The organism is Kitasatospora sp. NPDC058190 (assembly GCF_042883685.1).
Classification (GTDB): Bacteria; Actinomycetota; Actinomycetes; order Streptomycetales; family Streptomycetaceae; genus Kitasatospora.
Window position 1 is genome coordinate 1 of sequence record NZ_JBHVVI010000071.1, and the last position, 21,903, is coordinate 21,903.

Consider the following 21,903-nt stretch of genomic DNA (forward strand, 5'->3'; position numbering starts at 1 on the left):
CAGCCGAGTACTTGTACGTCCCCAACGGGAACTCCTGTTCTCCGGATCATCACGATCCAAGTGTCCAGGGTGTCCACGTTCCGGGGGAAACCTCCCACGTCCCGCACGGTGTCCTCGTCGGCCTGGACCAGCCGGGCGATGACCGGGACCCGGTTGCCGCCGGCCGAGGCCAGCAGCATCATCGCCCGCCGGTAGCGCACCGTGCTCGTGCTGCCCCGGCGCACGATCCTCTGTAACTGCTGGCCCTCCTGATCTGTCAGCCTCCGGACTCTGACCGGCTCCGCCACCACGCCTCCCCACACCGAATCGGATGTCGGTCCACATCCAACCGGTTCATGCGTCGCCACCACCAACCCGGCGAACGTATGCGGTCAGAGCACTAGTAGGGCTTGGTCAGGTCTGTATTTGAGTGGGTATGTCGCGGTGGCAGGTGGGGCAGGTGCCGGCCCAGGTGGCGAGGAGGGTCTGCAGCTCGCGGACGACCTGGTAGAGGCTCAGGCCGGTGCCATTTCTTTTGGGGCCCGGGCCAGCCTCCGCAGGGTGCAGAAGGCATGCGCCAGGGCGACGAGGGTGACGTGATGGTGCCAGCCGGTGAAGGTGCGGCCTTCGAAGTGCGCAAGTCCCAGCGCCTGCTTCATCTCCCGGTAGTCGTGTTCGATGCGCCAGCGGAGCTTGGCCAGGCGGACCAGGGTGGTCAGCGGGGTGTCGGCGGGCAGGTCGGAGAGCCAGAACTGCACCGGCTCGGGCGACTTCGCGGGCCACTCGGCCAGCAGCCAGCACTCGGGCAGTTCCACGCCGTCGGTCGCGTCACGGATCTCGCGGCCGGCGGGGCGGATCCGCAGGGCGACGAAGCGCGAGTACATCCGTTTGAACCCGGTGCGGCCCTTGCCCGGACGGGATCCCTCGCGCCAGGACACCGGCTTGACCGCCTTGCGCCCGGCTTCCGTCACCAGGGCCTTCACGCTCTTCGCCGGATCCGGGTATCGGGCCACCGGCGGCCGTCCGGTCCCGCTGTAGGGCGGGGTGACGGGCCGGGCGGAGCCCGGCTGGGCGCTGAGGGTGGTGGAGATGCCCACGACGTAGTTCATTCCGCGCTCGTTCAGGCCCAGGCGGAAGGCGGCCGCGTCACCGTAGCCCGCGTCCGCGATGGCCAGCGGGATGTGGACGCCCCACGATCGGGTCTCGTCGACCATGTCCAGGGCGAGCTGCCACTTCTCCACGTGCCCCAGGTCTGCGGGGATCTGGCAGCGTTCGCGGCGGGACACCTTCGCAGGGTCGGCCTTGTCGGAGGCCGGGTCCCAGGACTTGGGAAGGAACAGCCTCCAGTCGACGGCGGCGGAGGCGCGATCGGAAGCCAGGTGCAGCGAGACGCCCACTTGGCAGTTGGTGACCTTGCCCGCGGTACCGGTGTACTGCCGTGACACACACGCGGAGGCGTCACCGTCCTTGAGGAACCCTGTGTCGTCGATGATCAGGGCCGTCGGCTTCAACTCCGTCTGCATCTTCCACGCCAGCCGGGCCCGCACATGCACCGGGTCCCACGGACTGCTGGTCACGAAGTGCGCGAGCGCCTGCCGGTTGCCGTCCTCGCCAAGCCGCGCGGCCATCGGCTCCACCGACTTGCGCCCGCCGTCCAGCAAGAGCCCACGCACATAGACCCGCCCCCAGCGGCGCTGATCGTTGCGGGTGAACGCCTCGAACAGCTCCGCCGTGAACTCCTCAAGGTCCTCCCGGACCCCAGCCATCTCCCCAGTCGTCACACACCCTCAACGACACGACCCGCCAACGGACACGCCACACCAAAACGGACCTGACCAAGCCCTACTAGCAAGGAACCCCGGGAGGCTTATGCCCGGGTGGGGGTACCTCCCGCTTACGGGGGGGGAGTCGCCTCCCGAGTTCCGGTGGCGCGGAGCGCCGCCGCATCTCTGCACGTCTGCCGGAAGCGCCTGTGTCAGTGGGTCAGGTTATGTTCTCGGACATGAAGGTCGTGGTGCGGGTGAAGCTGGTACCGGAGGCCGACCAGGCCGCCGCGCTGCGCTCCACCCTGCGTACGGTCAACGAGGCCGCGTGCTGGGTGTCGGCGGTGGCGTTCGAGCGCGGGGTGCCGCGCGAGTACGAGCTGCGCAAGCACACCTACGCCGAGTTGAAGGCGCGCGGACTGGGGGCGCAGGCCGCCCAGCACGTCATCAAGAAGACCCGAGACGCCTACACCACCCTACGGGCGAACATCCGCGCCGGGAACCTCGGCAAGCCCGGCTCCAAACGGCGGGTCAAGGCGGAGTCGAAGCCGATCACGTTCCGCCCCGAGGCCGCACAACCGTATGACGACAGGTGTTTGAGCTGGCAGCTGGACCAGCGGACCGTGAGCATCTGGACAACGGCCGGACGGCTCAAGGGCGTGCAATTCGCCTGCTCGCCCGACGCGCTCACGATGCTCTGCGGGCACCGCAAGGGCGAGTCCGATCTGATCGGACGCGACGGCGAGTTCTATCTGATCGCCACCTGCGAGGTGCCTGAGACGCCACTGAACGAGAACCCTGCCGGGTTCGTCGGCGTGGATCTCGGCATCGCCAACATCGCCACCACCAGCACCGGGTACAAGGCGGCCGGACGCGGTCTGAACCGGCACCGCAAACGCCAGCTCGACCTGCGCAGGAAGCTGCAGGCCAAGGGCACCAAGTCCGCCAAGCGGCTACTCAAGCAGCGTGCCCGCAAGGAAGCCCGGCACGCCGCCAACGTCAACCACATCATCTCCAAGACCATCGTCACCACCGCTGAACGCACCGGCTCCGGTATCGCCCTGGAAGACCTCACGGGCATCCGCGACCGGGTACGGCTCCGCAAGGACCAGCGGACCCAACTGCACTCGTGGAGCTTCCACCAGCTCGGCCAGTACATCGCATACAAGGCGAAGCGAGCCGGGGTGCCGCTGGTGTACGTCGATCCGGCGTACACCAGCCAACAATGTTCCCAGTGCGGTCATATTGAGCGGAAGAACCGCGTCGATCAGGCGACGTTCGCCTGCCGGTCCTGCGGGACCGTCCTGCACGCGGATGTCAACGCGGCCCACAACATCGCCCGCAAGGGCGAGACCGTGTGGACAACGGGGCGTGAGTCACGCGTCCCAGCCATCGAAACCTAGGTGGCTCAGACGTGGGGGGCCACGCGGCAGCCAGTTGCGCCCTACCCACAAGCCCGGTCCCTCCAGGGCTGGGTCAAGTTGACGTCACGTTCAGACGGGCGGCCAGGCGCAGCAGGCCGGGGCTGAGACGGGAGAGCAGACGGGCGGCCTTGGCCTCGGGGGTGACCGGGACGACGGACTTGCCGGTGCGCACGGCGCCGACGATGGCGGCGGCCACCTTCTCCGGCGGGAAGCCGCGGCGGGCGTAGAGCCTGGCGGCACGGGCCTGCTTGGCGGACTGCTCGGCGGCGGTGGTCGCGGAGAAGGTGGAGGTCCGGGTGATGTTGGTGTTGACGATGCCGGGGCAGATGGTGGAGACGCCGATGCCGTGGCCGACGAACTCGGCGCGCAGGCAGTCCGAGAGCATGAACACCGCGGCCTTGCTGGTGGCGTACGCGGTGAGCGCCTTGGCGGGCAGGTAGGCGGCGGCCGAGGAGACATTGACGATGTGGCCGCCCTGGCCGCGGTCGGCCATCAGGGTGCCGAAGGCGCGGCAGCCGTGGATCACGCCCCAGAGGTTGACGTCCAGGACGCGCTGCCACTCCTTCTCGGTGGTCTGCAGGAAGGTCCCGGAGTGGCCGATGCCCGCGTTGTTGACCATCACGTCGGGCACCCCGTGCTCGGCGGCGACGGTCTGCGCGAAGGCGTCCATCGCGGCGCCGTCGGAGACGTCCACCCGGTAGGCGTGCGCCGTCGGGCCGATCAGCGAGGCGAGTTCGGCGGTGCGCTCGGCGGCCGCGAGGTCGAGGTCGCAGACCACCACCCGGGCGCCGTCCTCGGCGAAGGCCAGCGCGGTGGCCCGGCCGATGCCGCTGCCGCCACCGGTGACGACCACCAACCGGCCATCACCCTCGGCGGTTCGGGCGTCGCCCGTGCTCCCGGTCTCGATCCGGGCGGTGAACTCGCGGACCATGCCGGCCACGGTGGCTCCCTTCTCCAGCAGCGCCGACCAGTGGCCGGCGTGCAGCGTGCGTCGGGTCAGCTCGGGCGCCCAGCGTTCCAGGCCCTCGGAGAGGTAGGTGCCGACGTAGCGGTCCCGGGTGAGGGTGATCAACTGGACCGGGACCTCGGTCGGCCGCTCACGCGGACTGCCCATCGTGGGGCGGAAGTTGGCGCGGTACAGCTCGATGCCGCGAACGGCGTCGCGGCGCAGCGTGCGCTGGGGGTGGTCGGCGCGCGGGGTGACGTGCTCCAGGTCGCGCAGCACCCGCGGCCAGGCCCGGGCCAGGCCGAGGCGCCAGACCGCGGGGGCGAGGAAGGGCAGGTGGAAGGCGGTGATGTACCAGGAGTGCAGGCCCTGGTGGAGCAGCTGCTTGAGGTGGCGCGGGGTGGGGCGGCGCAGCCGGTGGCGCAGCCAGTAGCCCATGTGGTCCAGGGACGGGCCGGACATGGTGGTGTACGAGGCGATCCGGTGCTCGGCGCCGGGGGCGGTCACGGCCTCCCAGGACTGGATCGAGCCCCAGTCGTGGGCGAGCAGGTGCACCGGGCGGTCCGGGCTGACCGCGTCGGCGACGGCGAACAGGTCGTCGGCGAGCTGCTCCAGGCGGTAGCCGTCCCGGTCCGCGGGGACGCCGGACTCGCCGGCGCCGCGCACGTCGTAGCGGACCACGTGGTGGTCGCGGGCGAGGTCGGCGGCGATGTCGTCCCAGACGGCGTGGGTGTCCGGATAGCCGTGCACCAGGAGGACGGTGGGGGCGTCCGGGTCGCCCTGCTCGAAGACGGCGAGCGGGAGGCCGCCGGAGTGGACGGTCCGGCGGCGGATCGGGGGCGTCGGAGTCGTTGGAGTCGTCGGGGTCGTCATCGGGTGGCCTCCAGGGCGGTCGGCTCGTCGGTGGCGGTCGGCTGGGCGGCGGCCTGGGCGGTGGTCGGCTCGTCGGCGGCGGTCCAGCGGCGGACGTGCGGGAGGTCGTCGTCGAGCCAGTAGGCGTCCTCCTCGGTGACCACCAGCAGTTCCTCGAACTTGATGCCCACGCCGCGGAAGCCGATGTGCGGCTCGACCGCCCACAGGCCCGGCGTGGGCGCGTGCCGGGACGAGCGGCCGTCCGCCCACAGCGGTGAACGGCCGTGCAGGCGCTCGGAGATGAGCTCGCGGCCGAGGGTCTGCAGGGTGCGCACGCCGAAGCCGAAGACGTTCACCCCCGCCGGGCCGCGCACGGTGGTGCGGGTGACCTGGTGGCCGATCACCCGCCCCGGGTAGACCTGGTGGCGGTTGTCGTAGCCGTGCGCGGCGATCTGCGCGTCCACGGCCGCGTACACCTCGTTGAGCGGCTTGCGGGCGCGCACCTCCGCGAGGATCAGCTCGCGGTAGACCTTGAGGTCGGCGGCCAGACGGTCCCACACCTTGTTCTCGCCGACCTTGCCGCCGTAGCCGATGTCGGCGGTGTAGCCGTCCACGACGGGCGCGCAGTCCAGCACGTACGGCATGCCCTCCTCGAGGCGGCGGTTGCCGGCGAAGAACTGCAGCGGGGTGTGGAAGTGCCGGAAGGCCGTACGGTCGCCGAACCAGGCGAAGGGGACGTGGAAGAAGTCCTGCACCCCGGCGGCGACCAGGCGGCGGCGCAGCTCGGCGGTGGCCTGCCGCTCGGTGACACCCGGTTCGATCCAGGCGGCGACCTGTTCGGCGCAGTGGTAGGCGAGTTGCTGGGTCTCGCGGAAGCGGTCGAGGTCGCGCTCGGTGTAGCGGAACGTGGGGATCGCATTCGCCATGGGGGGCATCGGGGGCTCCTTCTAGACGTCGAGCACGAGGGTCTCGCCCTCGGCGGCCCGGGAGACGCAGGGCAGCAGGGCGCCGGCGGCGCGCTGCTCGGCGGTGAGGCGGCGGTCCCGGTGGTCGGGCGTGCCGGACCGCAGGCGGACCTCGCAGGTGCCGCAGAAGCCCTGGTGGCAGGAGTACGGGAGGTCCGGGCGGGCCTCGCGCAGCACGTCCAGGGCGGAGCGGTCGGCGGGGACTTCCAGGATCGGGCCGTCGGTGCCGAGCCGGACGGCGAAGGGCTTGCCGTCGGTGATCGGGGCGGCACCGAATCGCTCGAAGTGCAGGGCGCAGGCCGGGGACTCGTCCAGGGCCCGCTGGACGGCGGCGAGCATCGGGGCCGGGCCGCAGCAGTAGACGGCGGCGCCGCGCGGAGCGTGGGCGAGCAGTTCGGCGCCGGTGGGGACGCCACCGTGCTCGTCGTCGGTGCGCAGCACCACGCGGTGCGGGTCGAGGGCGCGCAGCTCGTCCGCGTACGGGAGGGTGTCGGCGCTGCGGCCGACGTGGACGAGCCGCCAGTCCAGGCCGTGGCGCTGGGCCTCGCGGGCCATCGGCAGCAGCGGGGTGACACCGATGCCGCCGGCGAGCAGCAGGACGGTGGGCTCGGCGCAGAAGGCGAAGCCGTTGCGCGGGCTGCGGGCGGTGAGGCGGGCGCCGGGGTGCAGGGTGTCGTGGATCTCGACGGACCCGCCGCCGCCCTCGGGCAGCTTCCGGACGGCGATCCGGTAGCTGCGGCGGTCGGCCGGGTCGCCGCTGAGCGAGTAGTGGCGCTCGCGGCCGGAGGGCAGGACGAGACGCAGGTGGGCGCCGGGCTGCCAGGGCGGCAGCTGGCCACCGGAGGGGCCAGTGAGGCTCAACTCGATGACGTCGGCGGCGAGTTCGCGGCGGGCGGCGACCACCAGCCGGAGCGGCGGGGTGGGTCGGCTGAGCGGGCGGCGGGGGCTGCGCCGCAGCAGGGGGCCGCCGAGGGCCTGTACGTAACGGTCCTGAATCGCGGTCAGGCCGCGCAGGAAGCGGTCCGCGCGGGGGCGTCCGTAGAGGTCGGGGGGCGGGGTGAGCAGGTCCATCCGGCGTTCCTTGGCGTCAGTCTGAGGGGGTGGCGGGCGACGGGCGACGGCTTTCAGATGTCAGACGACAGATAACAGCTGACAGATAACAGATGACGTTCTCTGTCAGCTGTCATCTGTCATCCGAAATCCGTCACCTGAAACCCGTCAGCCGCGCACCGCCGCCGCGCGGGCGGCCGGAGAGCTGGCCAGGTAGCCGAGCGCCTGGCTGGAGGAGCCCTCCTGGGTGGGGTGGTAGCCGGGGCGCAGGTAGCGCAGTCCGGAGCGGATCGACTTGACCGGGTCGGGCAGCAGCCCGCGCCGGGTGATGCGGTACGCCTCGCGCCAGCTCGGGCGCAGCCGCCCGTCCAGGGTGGGGTCGGCGGCCAGCAGGAAGCGCACCCCGCGTACCCAGAGGTGGACCAGCAGCGGGCCGGCCATCGCCATGGTGCGCACCCGGCGCACGTACCCGGGGTCCAGGTGGACCAGCAGGTCGAAGGCGACGCTGCGGTGCTCGACCTCCTCGGCGCCGTGCCAGCGCAGCAGGTCGAGCATCGCCGGGTCGGCCTTGGCGCGGTCCAGCCCCGGGGAGTTGAGGATCCAGTTCCCGAGGAAGGCGGTGTAGTGCTCGATCGCCGCGATGGCGGCGACCCGCTCGATGAGGGCCTCGCGCCGCTTCGCCGGGGTCGGTCCGGGCCGATCCCCGAGCACCCGCTGGAAGACCCAGGCGACCTGGCGCACGTAGGGGCGCGGGTCGAGCCCCTGGCCGAGCAGGTGGTCCAGCACCTCCTGGTGGGCCTCGGCGTGGATGGCCTCCTGCCCGATGAAGCCGAGCACCTCCTCGCGCAGCTGCTCGTCCCGGATGAGCGGCAGCGCCTCCTTGAACACCTTGACGAACCAGCGCTCCCCCTCGGGCAGCAGCAGGTGCAGCACGTTGAGGATGTGGGTGGCCATCGGCTCGTCCGGGACCCAGTGCAGCGGCAGCCGGGCCCAGTCGAAGCGAACGTCCCGGGGCTCCAGGACGAGGCTCTCGTGCACGCGCGCGGCGGGGGCGGCGAGGGCGGGGACGGTGGTGGTTCGGGGCATGACAGGCCCTCCTGACCTGGGGGCGGCGGCTCGACTCCGGGAAACGTACTCGCCGGTAGCGACCGCGACAAGGGTTTGGACAACTCTTATCGACATCGAGTCTAATAAGTGACGTGCCCGGAGGAGGACCCCGGAAACACTCCCCCGGAAAACACCCGGGCCCCGCCGGACGCAACACGTCCAGCGGGGCCCGTCAGTGGCAGCGTCAGACCGCCATCGCCAGCATCAGCGGCGCAGCCTGGGCCGCCAGCAGTTCGGCAGCGGCCTTCAGCTTGTGGATGTTGCCCACCGGCATCGAGGTGGCCAGACAGCCGACCGTGCTGCCCGCCGTGATCGGCACCGCCGCGCACACCGTGCCGAGCGCGTACTCCTGGATGTCCAGCACCGGCACCGTCGCGGGCTGCCGCTCCAGCCGGTGCATCAACTGGTCGGCGTCGGTGACCGTACGGGAGGTGAGCCGGGCAACCGGGTGCCGGGAGAGGTGGTCGCGCCGCCCGTCCGCGTCCAGCTGGCTGAGCAGGCACTTGCCGATCGCGCTGGCGTGCGCGGTGGCACGGAAGTCCACCCACTCCTGCACGGCCGGCGCGTAGTCGGCCGCCGAGACCGCCTCGACCGACAACTCCCCGTCGTGGTACCGGCTGAAGTACACCGCAGCACCCAACTCGTCCCGGAGTTCGGCGAGTTTGCGGTTCAGTCGGGCCTTGACGAGCTGCTCCCGGTTGTGCTGGCCGAGCAGGGCGAAGGTACCGCCGAGCACCCAACCGCCGTCCTGGCACTGGAGGTAGCCCTCGATCTCCAGGAGCTCCGCGAGCCGCCGGACGGTCGGCAGGCCGAGCGAGGTCTCCCGCGCGAGGGCGACCAGGGTGGCGCCGTCGGGGTGGCGGTCGACGGCCTCCAGCAGTCTGAGGGCGTGCTGCAGGGAGGTGAACGGGCCCGGCAGGCCCGGGTCCAGCGCGGCGTGACGACCCGGGGCTGGTGTCGACATGTCGTCCCCTTCCGATGTCCCCCCACGGAGCGACCGCGGGCAGCCTCCAGCCTAGCCATCAGGTGGCCTCGGCAACTGGCGTCCGTGAATATCCGTGAACATTCCGTGGAGCAGCTGCCGGTCGGCTGGTACAAGGGGCCCCGCCGGTACGAGGGGCCCCGCCGGTACGAGCGGCCCCACCCGCACCAGCGGGCTCCCACCCGCACCCGGGACCCCGCGAGACGACGACAGCCGCACAACGCCCGACGGGCCCCTCCCCCACTGCCCAGGGGGGGGAGAGGCCCGTCGTACGGCCGCCGGGGTGCGAGCCCCGGCGGCCGGTGAGGGTGCGGAGGGGCCGGTCGGTCGGTCAGTCCCCGGCCCCGAGTCGGGCTCAGCCCTCGTCACCGGCGCGCAGCTTGGCGACGGCGGCCTCGAGCCGGGCCCCGTACTCCTCGTCGGCGGCGTGGAAGTGGGCCAGGTTCTTCTCCACCACGTCGTCCCGCGTCACCTGCGCCAGGAAGCCCGCGATGTTGGCGATCAGGCGGGTCTTCTCGCCCTCCGACATCAGCCGGTACAGCTCGCCGGCCTGGAAGAAGTCGTCGTCCTTGGTGTGGGCCGGCGTGGTGTAGGTGCCGGTGTAGCCGTCCACCGTGACCGGCGCGGCGAGCGCGCTGTCGCTCTGGGCCGGGCCGTCGTACGAGTTGGGCTCGTAGTTCTTGCCGCGGCCGGCGCTGTTGACGGCCATGAAGCCGTCCCGCCCGTAGTTGTTGGCCTCGGTGGCGCGCGGGGCGTTCACCGGCAGCAGGGTGTGGTTGACACCGAGGCGGTAGCGCTGGGCGTCGGCGTAGGCGAACAGGCGGCCCTGGAGCATCTTGTCCGGGGAGGGGCCGATGCCGGGCACGAAGTTGTTCGGCGAGAACGCGGACTGCTCGACCTCGGCGAAGACGTTCTCCGGGTTCTTGTTGAGAACCAGGCGACCGACCTTGACCAGCGGGTAGTCGGCGTGCGGCCACACCTTGGTGAGGTCGAAGGGGTTGAAGCGGAAGTCCGCGGCCTCGGCGACCGGCATCAGCTGGACGTAGAGGGTCCAGGACGGGAACACCCCGCGCTCGATGGCCTGGTGCAGGTCGCGCTGGTGCGAGTCGGCGTCGGCGCCGACCACCTCGGCGGCCTGGTCGCCGTCCAGGCTGCGGATGCCCTGGTTGGTCTTGAAGTGGTACTTCACCCAGTAGGCCTCGCCCTCGGCGTTGACCCACTGGTAGGTGTGCGAGCCGTAGCCGTTCATGTGGCGGTAGGACGCCGGGATGCCGCGGTCGCCGAACAGCCAGGTGATCTGGTGGGTCGAGGCCGGCGAGTGGGCCCAGAAGTCCCAGACGTTGTCCGCCTCCTGCACGCCGGTGTACGGGTCGCGCTTCTGCGAGTGGATGAAGTCGGGGAACTTGATCGGGTCCTTGATGAAGAACACCGGGGTGTTGTTGCCGACGAGGTCGTAGTTGCCGTCCTCGGTGTAGAACTTCAGCGCGAAGCCGCGCGGGTCGCGCACCGCGTCGCTGGCGCCCAGGTTGCCGGCCACGGTCGAGAAGCGCAGGAAGACCTCCGTGCGCTTGCCGACCTCGGACAGGAACGCCGCCCGGGTGTACTGCGACACCTCGTCGGTGACCTCGAAGTAGCCGTACGCGCCGGAGCCGCGGGCGTGCACGACGCGCTCCGGGATGCGCTCGCGGTTGAACCGGGCCAGCTTCTCCAGCAGGTGCTGGTCCTGGATCAGCAGCGGGCCGTACTCGCCGGCCGAGGCCGAGTTCTGGTTGTCGGCGACCGGGGCGCCGGACTCCGTGGTCAGGATCTTGGACATGGAGGGTCCTTCAGGTGTCGATAAGGCGGTGCGTGGAGAGGTGAACGGGCCGCGCGGGGATCAGACGCCGAGCAGGCGCCAGAGCGCCGACCGGCGGCGGGCCGAGTGCTCGCCGTCGGGGCCGTCGGCCGGCTGGAGGCCGGCCACCGCGGCGGTGGCCGCGGCCGGGTCCGCCAGCGGGCGGGCGGCGGCCAGCGCGGCGGCCTCCTCGCCGGTCAGGCCGGCGGCGGTGAGCGCGGTGGCGGCCTCGGCGGCCGGGACGGCGTTGAACCAGCGCAGCGCGAGGGCCGCGCGGCCGGCCTCCGTGAGGCGGCCGGTGAGCCGGAGACGGGCGAGCCCGCCGTCCGGGTAGACGTTGATCCGCACGTGGGTCACCGGGCGGCCCACGTCGAGCCGGAAGCGGTGCCGGGTGTCGGGCTGCAGGCGGGTGCGGGGCAGGATCTCGAACCACTCGCCGTCGGCCGGGTCCTGTCCGGTCGAGGCGTCGAAGCCGATCAGGTCGGCCCAGCCGGGGGCATTGGCGACGAAGTGGGTGGTGTCCACCTCGGCGGCCAGGACCTCACCGCCCCCGGCCAGGGCGATCTGCACCCAGTCGTTGGCCTTGTCGCGCCGACGCCGGGTCTCCCAGCCCTCGCCCATGACGGAGGCGCGACCGGGAGCGTTCAGGTTGTGCGGGGAGGAGAAGTAGCGGTCGGAGGCCGCCTCGGCGACGCCGCCGTACTCCTGGGCGGCCAGGTCGAAGGTGAGGCCGTCCAGTTCGCGCGGGTCGGGCAGCACCTCGCCGTGCACCCGGAGCCGGGCGACGCCGCCGTCCGGGAAGATGTTCAGCCGCACGTGGGTGTAGCGGGTGTCGTCCTGGACGGCGAACTCGTGGGCGGTGTCACCCTGGAGCGGGGTGCGCGGCACGATGACGGTCCACTCGGCGTCCTGCAGCTCCTCGGGCGAGGGGTGCCCGGGTACGGAGGCGGCCTCGACCGAGGCGCTCTCCGGGTAGTTGCCGGTGAAGTGGGCGGTGTCGACGATCAGGCCGCGGATCACGCCACCGACGCCGAGCCGGACGATCGCCCAGTCGTGGTCCTGGTCGGTGGGGTGCGGCTGGTCGGCGGAGACGCCGCGGCGGCGCTTGGACTCCCAGCCGTCCATGATCTGGCCCTTGTGACCGAAGGTGTGCGGGCGGAACTCGGCGGGCTTGGCGACCAGCAGGTTCTCCGCGTCCGCGAAGGTGTCCTCGTTGGTGGCGACGACGCCCGCGCCGAGCAGCCGGGAGGCCAGGTTGACCAGCTCGGTGAAGGGAGCGCTCGGGGTGTCGGCAGTGGTCACTGACTCTCCTCGGAAAGGCGGTGTCGGTTCAGGCGGTGTCGGTTCAGGCGGTGTCGGTTCAAGAAGCGCTGTCGGAAAGGGAGTCGGCCGGCCGGGTGAGCTGACGACCGAAGGGCTCGGCGCCGGTGTCCACCGCGCGGCCGCGCAGCCAGGTGGTGCGGACGACACCGGTCAACGTCCGTCCCGCGTACGGGGTCACCGGGTTGCGGTGGTGCAACTCCCCCGCGTGAACGGCGAATTCGCCATCGGGGTCGAAGGCGACCAGGTCGGCGTCGCAGCCCACCGCGATGGCGCCCTTGGTGCCGGTGAGGCCGACCAGCTCGGCCGGTCCGGCGGACATCCAGCGCACCACGTCGGCCAGGGTGTGGCCGCGTCGCCGGGCCTCGGTCCAGACGGCCGGCAGGCCCAGCTGCAGCGAGGCGATCCCGCCCCAGGCGGCCGCGAAGTCGCCGCTGCCGCCGTACTCCGGCAGCAGTTTGAGGTCGGGGGTGGACGGCGAGTGGTCGGAGACGACGGCGATGAACTCACCGCGTCCCAGGGCCTCCCAGAGCGCGTCCCGATTGGACTCGTCGCGGATCGGCGGGCAGCACTTGAAGGCGGTGTCGCCGTCCGGCACCTGCTCGGCCGCGAGGGTCAGGTAGTGCGGGCAGGTCTCGGCGGTGACCCGTACGCCGTCCTCGCGCGCCCGGCGCAGCAGCGGCAGCACGGCCGCCGAGGAGACGTGCAGGATGTGCACCCGGGCACCGGTGCGCCGGGCGGTTTCGAGCAGGTGGGCGACGGCCGCGGTCTCCGCGTCGGCGGGGCGGGAGGCGAGGAAGTCCCGGTAGTGGACGCCGGGTTGCTGCGGCGCGGCGGCCAGCACGCCGGGGTCCTCGGCGTGGATGATCGCCAGCGCCCCGATCCGGGCCTGTTCGGCCAGCGCGGCCTCCAGGTCGGCGCCCTCGACGTGCGGGAACTCGTCGACGCCGGAGGGGGCGAGGAAGCTCTTGAAGCCGAACACGCCTTCCCGGTGCAGGGGTTCGAGGTCCGGGACGTTGCCGGGGACGGCGCCGCCCCAGAAGCCGAGGTCGACCCAGGCCTGTCCCTCGGCGGTCTTCCGCTTGGCGGCCAGCCCCTCCACCGTGGTGGTGGGCGGGATCGAGTTGAGCGGCATGTCGATGATCGTGGTGACGCCGCCGGCCGCGGCGGCCCGGGTGGCGGTGGCGAAGCCCTCCCACTCGGTCCGGCCGGGCTCGTTGACGTGCACGTGGGTGTCGACCAGGCCGGGCAGCAGGGCCGTCTCGCCGAGGTCGACGAGCTGGCTGTCGCCGATCGTGAGCGAGCCGTACGCGGCGACCTGCTCGATCTTCCCGTCCCGGATCAGCACGTCCGCGGGGCGCTCACCGTCGGGCAGCACCGCCCGACGGGAGCGGATCACCGTCGGCTGGCTGAAAGGCATGGGGGACCTCCGAAACCTGGGAGTTGGGGGTGGCGGAACGCGGGTGGAGGCGCAGGATTGCCGGGAGCCTAGGCCCGCCTTCAACAAAACGTCAATGGAGGAACGTACGAGGGCTCAGCCCGGCAGCAGCTCCTCGGCCAGCCGCTCCCCCGCGACCTCGGCCAGCTCACCGGCCCTGGTCATGCTGTCCCCCGGCTGCTCGGCCAGGTCGGTGAGGGCGATCGCGGCGGTGAAGCCGGCCGCGCGCCACTCGGGCTCGGAGAGCTCCAACCGGCCCGCCACAGCGGCCACCCGAACCCCCGCCCGGGCAGCCGCTGCGGCGACTCCGGCGGGGGCCTTGCCATGGAGCGTCTGCGCGTCCAGGCAGCCCTCGCCGGTGACGACGAGGCGTGCCCCACGCACGGCCTCGTCGAAACCCAGCAGTTCGAGCAGCAGCTCGATACCGGGTCGCATGGTGGCGCCGAGCAGGGCGAGGGCGGCGAAGCCCACCCCGCCCGCGGCCCCGGCGCCGGGGGCCTCCCGCACGTCGCGCCCGGTGACCGCGGCGACCTGGTCGGCGAAGCGGGTCAGGCCCTCCTCCAGGACCACCAGGTCGTCCCCGTCGGCGCCCTTCTGCGGGCCGTAGACGGCGGTCGCGCCGCGCGGGCCGAGCAGCGGGTTGTCCACGTCGCAGGCGACCACGATCTCGACGCCGGTCAGCAGCTCCGCCAGGCGGCCGACGTCGATCCGGTCGAGCTTGCGCAACGCGGCCCCGCCGGGCGGCAGTTCGGTGCCGTCGGCGTCCTGCAGGCGCACCCCGAGCGCCTGCACCATGCCGGCACCGCCGTCGGTGCAGGCGCTGCCGCCGAGGCCCAGCACGATCCGCTTGGCGCCCATCGAGACCGCCCGGCCGATCAGCTGGCCGACCCCGTAGGAGCCGGCCGCGAGCGGGGCGGTGCGGCCGCCGGGCAGCCGGGCGAGGCCGGAGGCCTGGGCCAGCTCGACCACGGCGGTGTCGCCGCGGACGGCCAGCGCGGCGTCCACCGGCAGGCCGGTCGGGCCGGCGACCTTGGCCGCGACCCGGGTGAAGCCGGCCGCGAGCGCGGCGGCCAGGGTGCCCTCGCCGCCGTCGGCGACGGGCAGTTCGCGCACCTCGGTGCCGGGCGCGGCGCGCCGGATGCCGGCGGCGATCCGGGCGGCGACCTCGGCACCCTCCAGGGTGCCCTTGAACTTGTCCGGAGCTACGACCACATGGCCCTGGTGGGGGGTGGGGGGCATCGCGTGGTCCTCACTTCCGTACGGGGTCTGGCGGTGCTTCGACAAGCATGGGTCCGGTGGCCTCGGGGATGCGAGACCTTCCCGGGTGGTGCGACCCCCTCCCCGCCGTTCTCCCCCAGCCTTCGGCCGGGAGGTACCCCCACTCGTCCCGCTTCCGACGTACGAGGGGCTCCCCTCGGCGGGGAGGGGGCCAGGCGACGCGCGAGGCACGACCGAAGTGCCCCCAGGGAGGGTGCGCGCGTCACCGGTTGGATCGACCGGCGGGCGGGTGGATGAGCCCCGGCCCGCACGCCGGTCGGGCCTGGCCTCCTGGCGGCGCGGGCACGACCGGATCAGGTACACGCCGCCAGGAGGAGCTTGTTCGGGCCGAAGGCCCTGGTCAGGGTTACTTGACCTCGCGGCCGGAGAGCCGCTCGACACCGCGCAGCAGCGCCGAGTGGTCCAGCGAGCCGTCGCCGTTGGCCCGGGCGGAGGCGACCAGCTGGGCCACCACGGCGCCGACCGGCAGCGCGGCGCCCACGGCCCGGGCGGCGTCGGTGACGATGCCCATGTCCTTGTGGTGCAGGTCGATCCGGAAGCCGGGGGCGAACTCGCGGTTGAGCATGTTCGCCTTCTTGCGGTTGAGCACGGTCGAGCCGGCCAGGCCGCCGCCGAGCACGTCCAGCGCGGCGGCGAGGTCGACACCGGCGTTCTCCAGGAACACCACGGCCTCGGCGAGCACCTGGATGTTGACCGCGACGATCAGCTGGTTGGCGGCCTTGACGGTCTGGCCGGCGCCGTCGGGGCCGACGTGGATGACCGTGGTGCCCAGCGCGTCGAACAGCGGCTTGGCCTCGGCGAAGTCCGCGGCCTCGCCGCCGACCATGATCGACAGCACTGCCTCGATCGCGCCGGCCTCGCCGCCGGAGACCGGGGCGTCCAGCGTGCGCACGCCCTTCTCCCGGGCGGCCTTGCCGACCTTGATGGAGGTCTGCGGGGTGATCGAGGACATGTCGATCACCAGGGTGCCGGCCTTGACGTTCTCCAGGACGCCGCCCTCGCCGAGGATGACCGCCTCGACGTGCGGGTCGGCCGGAACCATGGTGATGACGACCTCGGCGTCCTTCACCGCGTCCGCGATGCTGGCGGCGTCCTGGCCGCCGGCGGCGACGACGGCGTCGATCGAGGCCTGGGAGAGGTCGAAGCCGGTCACCTGGTGGCCGGCCTTGACCAGGTTGACGGCCATGGGCTTGCCCATGATGCCGAGGCCGACGAAGGCAATCTTGCGGGAGGCGCTCATCGCGTCGAGTTCCTTACGTGTGCGGGGTGGGTGGTGGCTTGCCGGGCGGACGGACGGAACGTGGGCACGCCGCCGGGCCGCGCCGCCAGATTGCGCTGCCGGATTGCGCTGCCGGATTGCGACTGCAGGGCTGCGGCTGCCGGACTGCGCGGGCGGGCCGCGCTAGCGGGCGGCGCTAGCGGGCGGCGCGCAGCTCGCGCGGCAGCCAGCCGAAGCTGTCGGCGCTGACGCCGGTGGAGGGGCGGTACTCCAGGCCGATCGAGCCGCTGTAGCCGGCGGCGCTGAGCCGGGCGAACAGGTCCTCGAAGTCCAGCTCGCCGGTGCCGGGCTCGTTGCGGCCCGGGTTGTCGGCGATCTGCACGTGGCCGATCCGGTCGGCGTAGGTGTCGATGACCGCCGCCAGGTCCTCGCCGTTCTTGGCCAGGTGGTAGAGGTCGCAGAGGAACTTCGCGTTCCCCAGGCCGGTGGCGGCGTTGACCTTGTCGACCACCTCGACCGCCGCGGCGGCGGAGACCAGCGGATAGTCCGGCGACTCGGCCTTGTTGAGGGCCTCGAGCAGCAGGATCGCGCCGATCTCGTGCGCGGCCCTGGCGGCGATGACCAGGTTCTCCAGCGCGAGCGCGTCCTGCTCGGCCGGCTCGACGCCCTCGACCCGGTTGCCGTACAGCGCGTTGAGCGCGGTGGCACCGAGCGAGGCGGCGAGCTCTGCCGCGACCGGGACGTTGGCGCGGAACCGCTCCTTCTCGGACGGGACCGAGACGGTGCCCCGGACGCCCTGGCTCAGGTCGTCCAGGAAGTTGAGGCCGGCGAGCCGGACCCCCGCGTCACTGAACGCCTTGCGCAGCGCGTCCAGTTCGACCCGGGAGGGACTGTGTTCCGTGCCGAACGGCCACCAGAGCTCGGCGGCCGTGAAGCCGGCCGCGGCAGCCGCGGCGGGGCGCTCCAGCAGCGGGAGTTCGCTGAACAGGATCGACAGGTTGACCGTGAAGCCGTGTTTGGCAGCCGCCGTCACGTCCATCACCTCTCACTCTCTTCCTTCATCCGCAACTTCCACGATCCGGAAGAGGGATTCTGTGTGGTGGAAGCATCTCCGGCTCGCCGAGCGAGTGTCAAGGGCGCCGCAACATTTTGTTGAAGCAGCTGGACGGCGCCCGCCTCCCGGATCCACGGCTGTTCGATCACCCAGCCCCTGCCCGCCACCACCCCCGCTCGATACAGTGAGCACGTGCGATTGATGGTGGAGTTCACGACAGAACCGTTCGAACTGGACACGTTCCCCGAGCACGCCGCGACGGCCCGCAAGGTCGTCGACGAGGCCGGCCTGGACGTGTCGGTCGGCCCCTTCGGGACCGGCGCCGAGGGCGAGGCCGACCAGGTCCTCGCCGCGGTGACCCGACTGCTCCGGGAGACCCTGGACGCCGGGGCGACCCGGATCTCGGTGCAGGTCAGCGTGCTGGGCGAGGAGGGCGGTACGCCGTGACCGAGCACGCGGAACACCCGCTCGCCGCGGCGGTCAAGCCACTGCTGGACGCGGTCGGCGCGACGCCCGTCCCGCTGGACGAGGCGAAGGCCGAGGACGTCGTCCTGGAGTGGGAGGGCGCCCCGGCCCTGGCCGTCCGGCTGCCACACCTGAGCAGTGCGCTGGACCGGCTGCTGGCCGAGATGACCCGCCAGTTCGACGGCCGACCGCTGGCGGAGCTCGACCGCTGGGAGAAGCAGCGGGTCGTCGCCCTCCTGGAGGAGCGCGGCGCCTTCACCGTCCGCCACGGGGTCGAGACGGTCGCCTCGGCGCTCGGCGTCAGCCGCTTCACCGTGTACAACTACCTCAACCGCCAGGACGGCACGAAGTCCTCCTGAGCGGCCCGCGAAGCGAGTGACCCCGCCGCTGGAGAAAGTGTGGATCAGCCCAGGGCGGGGCACACTCGGCGAATCGCACACGAAAGGGCCCGGCATCGCGGGCCGGTTCAAAACGTAACCACCAACCGTTCAACAAACTGTTGACGGCCGGGTGGGGTCGATCTAGCTTTTCCGGGTGGCACCACTCTTCAGGAGGTCCACTCGTGACCAACCACCCCCACGCCCTTGACGCCCTGGCCGCGGCCGATGCCGCGGAGCTGGAAGGGCTCCTGCTGGAGGTATGCTCCAGCCCCGGTTGGGCCGCCGCGATCGCGGCGGCCAAGCCCTGGTCCAGCCGCGAGGCCCTGCTCGCCGCCAACGCGGCGGCGATGGCCGCACTGACCGACGCGGATCTGCGCGACGCGATGGCCGGACACGCCCGGATCGGACAGCCCAGGACGGGCGACGCCACCTCCGAGCGCGAGCAGGCCGGCATCCAGGGCGTGGATCAGGCGATCCTCGACGAACTGCACGAGGCCAACGCCGCCTACGAGGCGAAGTTCGGCCACGTGTTCCTGATCTGCGCGACCGGCCGCACCGCGGCCACCATGCTCGCCGCTCTGCGCGAGCGCCACCCCAACGACCCCGCCACCGAGGCGGAGATCGTCCGGGGCGAGCTGCGCAAGATCAACGACATCCGACTCAACCGCCTCCTCGACGAGTCCTGACGCATCGTCAAGAATACTTCGTGGACCGGCGAATGCCGTCCGGATGCCGCATCTCCACCAGAGAACCGGCGCACCACCACCTCTGCCATCAGTAAGGTCACCTCACCCATGACTGGCATCTCCACCCACGTGCTCGACACCAGCCTCGGCCGCCCGGCCCAGGGCGTGCCGGTCGAGCTCGCACTGCACACCGAGGGTGGCTGGAAGGTGCTCGGCACCTCCGCCACGGACTCCGACGGCCGGGTCAAGGACCTGCCGGCCGTGGAGGCGGGCTCGGTCGTCCGGCTGCTCTTCGACACCGGCGCCTACTACGCGCAGCTGTCGACGGAGCCGCCGTTCTTCCCCGAGGTCTCGATCGTCTTCACGGTCGCGCCCGCGCAGCACCACTACCACGTGCCGCTGCTGCTGAACCCGTTCGGATACTCGGTCTACCGCGGAAGCTAGTAGACCGACCTGGAAGCTTAGGAGCCTGTCATGGCCCACGTGCTCGGTCAGAACCAGTACGGCAAGGCGGAGAACCGCATCGTCCGGGTCTACCGCGACTCCACCCGCCACGAGATCAAGGACCTGAACGTCTCGGTCTCCCTCCAGGGCGAGTTCGAGGACGTCCACCTCACCGGGTCCAACGCCAACTGCCTTCCCACCGACACCACCAAGAACACCGTCTACGCCTTCGCCAAGGAGTACGGCATCGAGTCGGCCGAGGCGTTCGGCATCCTGCTGGCCCGGCACTTCGTCGACAACACCGAGCGCGGCGTCGTGCACAGCGCCCGGATCCGGATCGAGGAGTACACCTGGGACCGGATCAAGACGCCGGACAACTCGGCCCGCTTCATCGGCTCGGAGGAGGTCGGCCACTCCTTCGTCCGCAACGGCCAGGAGACCCGCACGACCGAGGTCGTCTACGACGGTGAGAAGGTCCAGGTCATCTCCGGCCTCAAGGACCTCATCGTCATGAACTCCACCAACTCGGAGTTCTGGGGCTACATCAAGGACAAGTACACCACCCTGCAGGAGGCGTACGACCGCATCCTCGCCACCCAGGTCACCGCCCGCTGGAAGTACGGCTACAGCGGCCGGGACGGCGAGGCCCAGCCCAACTGGAACCGCTCCTACACCCACGTGAAGCGGCACATGCTGGAGGCGTTCGCCGAGACCTACTCCTACTCGCTGCAGCAGACCCTGCACGCGATGGGCACCCGGGTCCTCAACAACCGCGCCGAGGTGGACGAGGTACGCCTCGAACTGCCCAACAAGCACCACTTCCTCGTCGACCTGGAGCCCTTCGGCCTCAAGAACGAGAACGAGGTCTACTACGCCGCGGACCGCATGTACGGCCTGATCGAGGGCACCGTGCACCGCGAGGGCGTCGTACCGGTCATCCCGGTCGTCTGACCTCCCCCGCCCCAACCGCATGGACTCCGCCCGGAGTCGCCGCACCCTCCGGCCCCCACGGGCCGGTCGAGACCGGGCGGACCGCACCACCGGCACCATCCGCACCACCTGTTTCTCCACCCCCACCAACCGGAGTTCGTGTTCGCCTCACGGCGGCCGGCCCGGGGCACTGGAGAAGCGCTCCGAGGGATCCTTGCTCCGCCGTCCCGCCCTCGGGGGGTCTCCAGCGCCACGGGCGCGCCGGGAGCCACGGGCACAAGAGGGGCTCGACATGGCACCCAGCAACACCAGCAGTTCAGACGGCGGTTCCACCCCAGCAAGAACCCCAGGCCCGGACGGCACGTCACACCGTCTCCCCGGCAAGCCGTCCGGGTCCGCCACCCATCCCGTGGACGAGGTGCTGCCTCCGGTGAAGCTGTTCTCCACCGGGCTCCAGCACGTCGCCGCGATGTACGCGGGGGTCGTCGCACCCCCGCTCATCGTCGGCGCCGGCGTCGGGCTCTCCGCCGCCGACCTCGCCCTGCTCATCTCGGCCAGCCTGTTCACCGCCGGACTGGCCACCCTGCTCCAGACCCTCGGCGTCTGGAAGATCGGCGCGCGACTGCCGTTCGTGAACGGCGTCTCGTTCGCGGGCGTCGCGCCCATGATCGCCATCGCCGAAGAACACGGCCCGAAGGACGCCCTGCCGGTGATCTTCGGAGCGGTGATCGTCGCGGGGGCCCTGTGCTTCCTCGCGGCGCCGTACTTCTGCAAGCTCATCCGGTTCTTCCCCCCGGTCGTCCAGGGCACCGTGATCACCCTCATCGGGGTGTCCCTGCTCCCGGTGGCGGTGAACTGGGCGCGCGGCGGCTCGCCGAGCGCCCCCGGGTACGGCTCCATGCGGGCCATCGGCCTCGCCGCGATCACCCTCGCCGCGGTGGTGCTCTGCAACCGGCTGCTGCGCGGCTTCTGGCAGCAGTTGTCCCTGCTCATCGGTCTGGCGTTCGGCACCCTGATCGCCTTCCCGCTGGGGCTGGCCGACTTCAGCGCGGTCCAGGACGCGAAGGTCTTCGCCCTCCCCTCCCCGTTCCACTTCGGCGCGCCGATGTTCGACGGTTCCGCGATCGTCTCGCTCTGCATCGTCATGGTGGTCTCGATGACGGAATCCACCGCCGACATGCTCGCGCTCGGCAAGATCGTCGACCGCGAGGCCGACGAAGCCACGCTGGCCGCCGGCCTGCGGGCCGACGGACTGGCCACCGCGCTCAGCCCCGTGTTCAACGGCTTCGCCGCCAGCGCCTTCGCCCAGAACATCGGGCTGGTGGCGCTGACGAAGATCCGCAGCCGCTTCGTGGTCGCGGCCGGCGGAGGCATCCTGATCCTGCTGGGGCTCTTCCCCGTGCTCGGTTCGGTCGTCTCCCTGGTCCCGCAGCCCGTCCTCGGCGGCGCCGGGATCGTGCTCTTCGGCACGGTCGCGGCGAGCGGGATCCGCACCCTCGCGGAGGCCGGCATGGAGTCCAACTCCAACACCATCCTGGTGTCGGTCTCGCTCGGGGTCGGCATCATCCCGATCGCCGTGCCGGCCTTCTACGACTCCTTCCCGGAGGCCGTCCGGACCCTGATGCACTCGGGGATCTCGGCCGGCTGCGTGATGGCCGTCCTGCTCAACCTGCTCTTCCACCACGTCGGAGCCGCCCGCCGGACCAGGTCCGACCAGACCTCCGGCACGACGGTGCCGACGGCGACACCGTCCTGACCGGTCCGGGCAGGGGCGCGTACCACCAGGT

Annotated in this window: 19 protein-coding genes and 1 pseudogene; 7 read left to right on the forward strand and 13 right to left on the reverse strand. The window is 71.7% G+C overall.

All coding sequences use genetic code 11. The features are described from left to right. Window positions 1-287, reverse strand: a pseudogene (locus ACFVWU_RS28180) (IS630 family transposase); the annotation flags it as partial. Between the two features lie 207 nt (window positions 288-494). Next, on the reverse strand, window positions 495-1,745 hold the full coding sequence (locus tag ACFVWU_RS28185) for an IS701 family transposase (RefSeq protein WP_387626122.1): 1,251 nt from the start codon (window positions 1,743-1,745) through the stop codon (window positions 495-497). A 236-nt stretch (window positions 1,746-1,981) separates the two neighbouring features. On the opposite strand from ACFVWU_RS28185, the gene ACFVWU_RS28190 reads away from it, so the two are divergent. Next, window positions 1,982-3,145, forward strand: a complete 1,164-nt coding sequence (locus ACFVWU_RS28190; RefSeq protein ID WP_387626124.1) for an RNA-guided endonuclease InsQ/TnpB family protein — start codon at window positions 1,982-1,984, stop codon at window positions 3,143-3,145. A gap of 73 nt (window positions 3,146-3,218) precedes the next feature. Here ACFVWU_RS28190 and ACFVWU_RS28195 read toward each other — a convergent pair whose 3' ends face one another. From ACFVWU_RS28195 to ACFVWU_RS28245, 11 genes are all read right to left on the reverse strand, one after another. Beyond that, window positions 3,219-4,985: an SDR family oxidoreductase gene (locus ACFVWU_RS28195; RefSeq protein WP_387626126.1), complete on the reverse strand. Its 1,767-nt coding sequence runs from the start codon at window positions 4,983-4,985 to the stop codon at window positions 3,219-3,221. Continuing rightward, entirely contained in the window at window positions 4,982-5,890 is a 909-nt protein-coding gene (locus tag ACFVWU_RS28200) for a M24 family metallopeptidase (RefSeq protein WP_387626128.1), read from the reverse strand. Before ACFVWU_RS28200 ends, ACFVWU_RS28195 begins: the two co-directional genes overlap by 4 nt. Before the next feature lie 21 nt (window positions 5,891-5,911). Continuing rightward, window positions 5,912-7,000, reverse strand: coding sequence for a PDR/VanB family oxidoreductase (locus tag ACFVWU_RS28205; RefSeq protein WP_387626130.1), 1,089 nt, complete (start codon window positions 6,998-7,000; stop codon window positions 5,912-5,914). A 147-nt stretch (window positions 7,001-7,147) separates the two neighbouring features. Continuing rightward, the gene (locus ACFVWU_RS28210; RefSeq protein ID WP_387626132.1) at window positions 7,148-8,065 is read right to left on the reverse strand and encodes a metal-dependent hydrolase; all 918 of its coding nucleotides are present in this window, start codon (window positions 8,063-8,065) and stop codon (window positions 7,148-7,150) included. Window positions 8,066-8,270: 205 nt separating this feature from the next. Next, window positions 8,271-9,050 (reverse strand): IclR family transcriptional regulator, encoded by a 780-nt coding sequence (locus ACFVWU_RS28215; RefSeq protein WP_387626134.1) that lies wholly within the window; start codon window positions 9,048-9,050, stop codon window positions 8,271-8,273. Window positions 9,051-9,423: 373 nt separating this feature from the next. Beyond that, on the reverse strand, window positions 9,424-10,884 hold the full coding sequence (locus ACFVWU_RS28220) for a catalase (RefSeq protein WP_387626136.1): 1,461 nt from the start codon (window positions 10,882-10,884) through the stop codon (window positions 9,424-9,426). A gap of 60 nt (window positions 10,885-10,944) precedes the next feature. Continuing rightward, window positions 10,945-12,204, reverse strand: coding sequence for an allantoicase (gene alc / locus ACFVWU_RS28225; RefSeq protein WP_387626138.1), 1,260 nt, complete (start codon window positions 12,202-12,204; stop codon window positions 10,945-10,947). Window positions 12,205-12,262: 58 nt separating this feature from the next. Further along, window positions 12,263-13,642, reverse strand: a complete 1,380-nt coding sequence (allB, locus tag ACFVWU_RS28230; protein ID WP_387626140.1) for an allantoinase AllB — start codon at window positions 13,640-13,642, stop codon at window positions 12,263-12,265. A 114-nt stretch (window positions 13,643-13,756) separates the two neighbouring features. Beyond that, window positions 13,757-14,899 (reverse strand): glycerate kinase, encoded by a 1,143-nt coding sequence (locus ACFVWU_RS28235; protein ID WP_387626142.1) that lies wholly within the window; start codon window positions 14,897-14,899, stop codon window positions 13,757-13,759. 385 nt (window positions 14,900-15,284) lie between these two features. Beyond that, window positions 15,285-16,178 (reverse strand): 2-hydroxy-3-oxopropionate reductase, encoded by an 894-nt coding sequence (locus ACFVWU_RS28240; RefSeq protein ID WP_387626144.1) that lies wholly within the window; start codon window positions 16,176-16,178, stop codon window positions 15,285-15,287. A 175-nt stretch (window positions 16,179-16,353) separates the two neighbouring features. Beyond that, on the reverse strand, window positions 16,354-17,196 hold the full coding sequence (locus ACFVWU_RS28245; RefSeq protein ID WP_387626194.1) for a TIM barrel protein: 843 nt from the start codon (window positions 17,194-17,196) through the stop codon (window positions 16,354-16,356). 216 nt (window positions 17,197-17,412) lie between these two features. Here ACFVWU_RS28245 and ACFVWU_RS28250 point away from each other — a divergent pair, with 216 nt between their 5' ends. The 6 genes from ACFVWU_RS28250 (at window position 17,413) to ACFVWU_RS28275 (ending at window position 21,872) form a co-directional block, all read left to right on the forward strand. Beyond that, complete coding sequence (locus ACFVWU_RS28250) at window positions 17,413-17,658, forward strand: thiamine-binding protein (protein ID WP_380404961.1); 246 nt, start codon at window positions 17,413-17,415, stop codon at window positions 17,656-17,658. Then, complete coding sequence (locus ACFVWU_RS28255) at window positions 17,655-18,035, forward strand: helix-turn-helix domain-containing protein (RefSeq protein WP_387626146.1); 381 nt, start codon at window positions 17,655-17,657, stop codon at window positions 18,033-18,035. Before ACFVWU_RS28250 ends, ACFVWU_RS28255 begins: the two co-directional genes overlap by 4 nt. 203 nt (window positions 18,036-18,238) lie before the next feature. Further along, window positions 18,239-18,742: a 2-oxo-4-hydroxy-4-carboxy-5-ureidoimidazoline decarboxylase gene (uraD, locus tag ACFVWU_RS28260; protein ID WP_387626148.1), complete on the forward strand. Its 504-nt coding sequence runs from the start codon at window positions 18,239-18,241 to the stop codon at window positions 18,740-18,742. Between the two features lie 108 nt (window positions 18,743-18,850). Then, a complete protein-coding gene (gene uraH, locus ACFVWU_RS28265; protein ID WP_387626150.1) occupies window positions 18,851-19,186 on the forward strand; it encodes a hydroxyisourate hydrolase in 336 nt (111 codons plus the stop codon). Between the two features lie 30 nt (window positions 19,187-19,216). Beyond that, entirely contained in the window at window positions 19,217-20,137 is a 921-nt protein-coding gene (gene pucL, locus ACFVWU_RS28270) for a factor-independent urate hydroxylase (RefSeq protein WP_387626152.1), read from the forward strand. A 271-nt stretch (window positions 20,138-20,408) separates the two neighbouring features. Then, entirely contained in the window at window positions 20,409-21,872 is a 1,464-nt protein-coding gene (locus ACFVWU_RS28275; protein ID WP_387626154.1) for a nucleobase:cation symporter-2 family protein, read from the forward strand. The last annotated feature ends 31 nt before the right edge of the window (window positions 21,873-21,903 follow it).

Bases quoted from the DNA above. Each gene is read 5' to 3' on its own strand.
- ACFVWU_RS28185 (WP_387626122.1), bottom strand. From the start codon at position 1,745: ATGGCTGGGGTCCGGGAGGACCTTGAGGAGTTCACGGCGGAGCTGTTC.
- ACFVWU_RS28190 (WP_387626124.1), top strand. From the start codon at position 1,982: ATGAAGGTCGTGGTGCGGGTGAAGCTGGTACCGGAGGCCGACCAGGCC.
- ACFVWU_RS28195 (WP_387626126.1), bottom strand. From the start codon at position 4,985: ATGACGACCCCGACGACTCCAACGACTCCGACGCCCCCGATCCGCCGC.
- ACFVWU_RS28200 (WP_387626128.1), bottom strand. From the start codon at position 5,890: ATGGCGAATGCGATCCCCACGTTCCGCTACACCGAGCGCGACCTCGAC.
- ACFVWU_RS28205 (WP_387626130.1), bottom strand. From the start codon at position 7,000: ATGGACCTGCTCACCCCGCCCCCCGACCTCTACGGACGCCCCCGCGCG.
- ACFVWU_RS28210 (WP_387626132.1), bottom strand. From the start codon at position 8,065: ATGCCCCGAACCACCACCGTCCCCGCCCTCGCCGCCCCCGCCGCGCGC.
- ACFVWU_RS28215 (WP_387626134.1), bottom strand. From the start codon at position 9,050: ATGTCGACACCAGCCCCGGGTCGTCACGCCGCGCTGGACCCGGGCCTG.
- ACFVWU_RS28220 (WP_387626136.1), bottom strand. From the start codon at position 10,884: ATGTCCAAGATCCTGACCACGGAGTCCGGCGCCCCGGTCGCCGACAAC.
- allB (WP_387626140.1), bottom strand. From the start codon at position 13,642: ATGCCTTTCAGCCAGCCGACGGTGATCCGCTCCCGTCGGGCGGTGCTG.
- ACFVWU_RS28235 (WP_387626142.1), bottom strand. From the start codon at position 14,899: ATGCCCCCCACCCCCCACCAGGGCCATGTGGTCGTAGCTCCGGACAAG.
- ACFVWU_RS28240 (WP_387626144.1), bottom strand. From the start codon at position 16,178: ATGAGCGCCTCCCGCAAGATTGCCTTCGTCGGCCTCGGCATCATGGGC.
- ACFVWU_RS28245 (WP_387626194.1), bottom strand. From the start codon at position 17,196: ATGGACGTGACGGCGGCTGCCAAACACGGCTTCACGGTCAACCTGTCG.
- ACFVWU_RS28250 (WP_380404961.1), top strand. From the start codon at position 17,413: ATGGTGGAGTTCACGACAGAACCGTTCGAACTGGACACGTTCCCCGAG.
- uraH (WP_387626150.1), top strand. From the start codon at position 18,851: ATGACTGGCATCTCCACCCACGTGCTCGACACCAGCCTCGGCCGCCCG.
- pucL (WP_387626152.1), top strand. From the start codon at position 19,217: ATGGCCCACGTGCTCGGTCAGAACCAGTACGGCAAGGCGGAGAACCGC.
- ACFVWU_RS28275 (WP_387626154.1), top strand. From the start codon at position 20,409: ATGGCACCCAGCAACACCAGCAGTTCAGACGGCGGTTCCACCCCAGCA.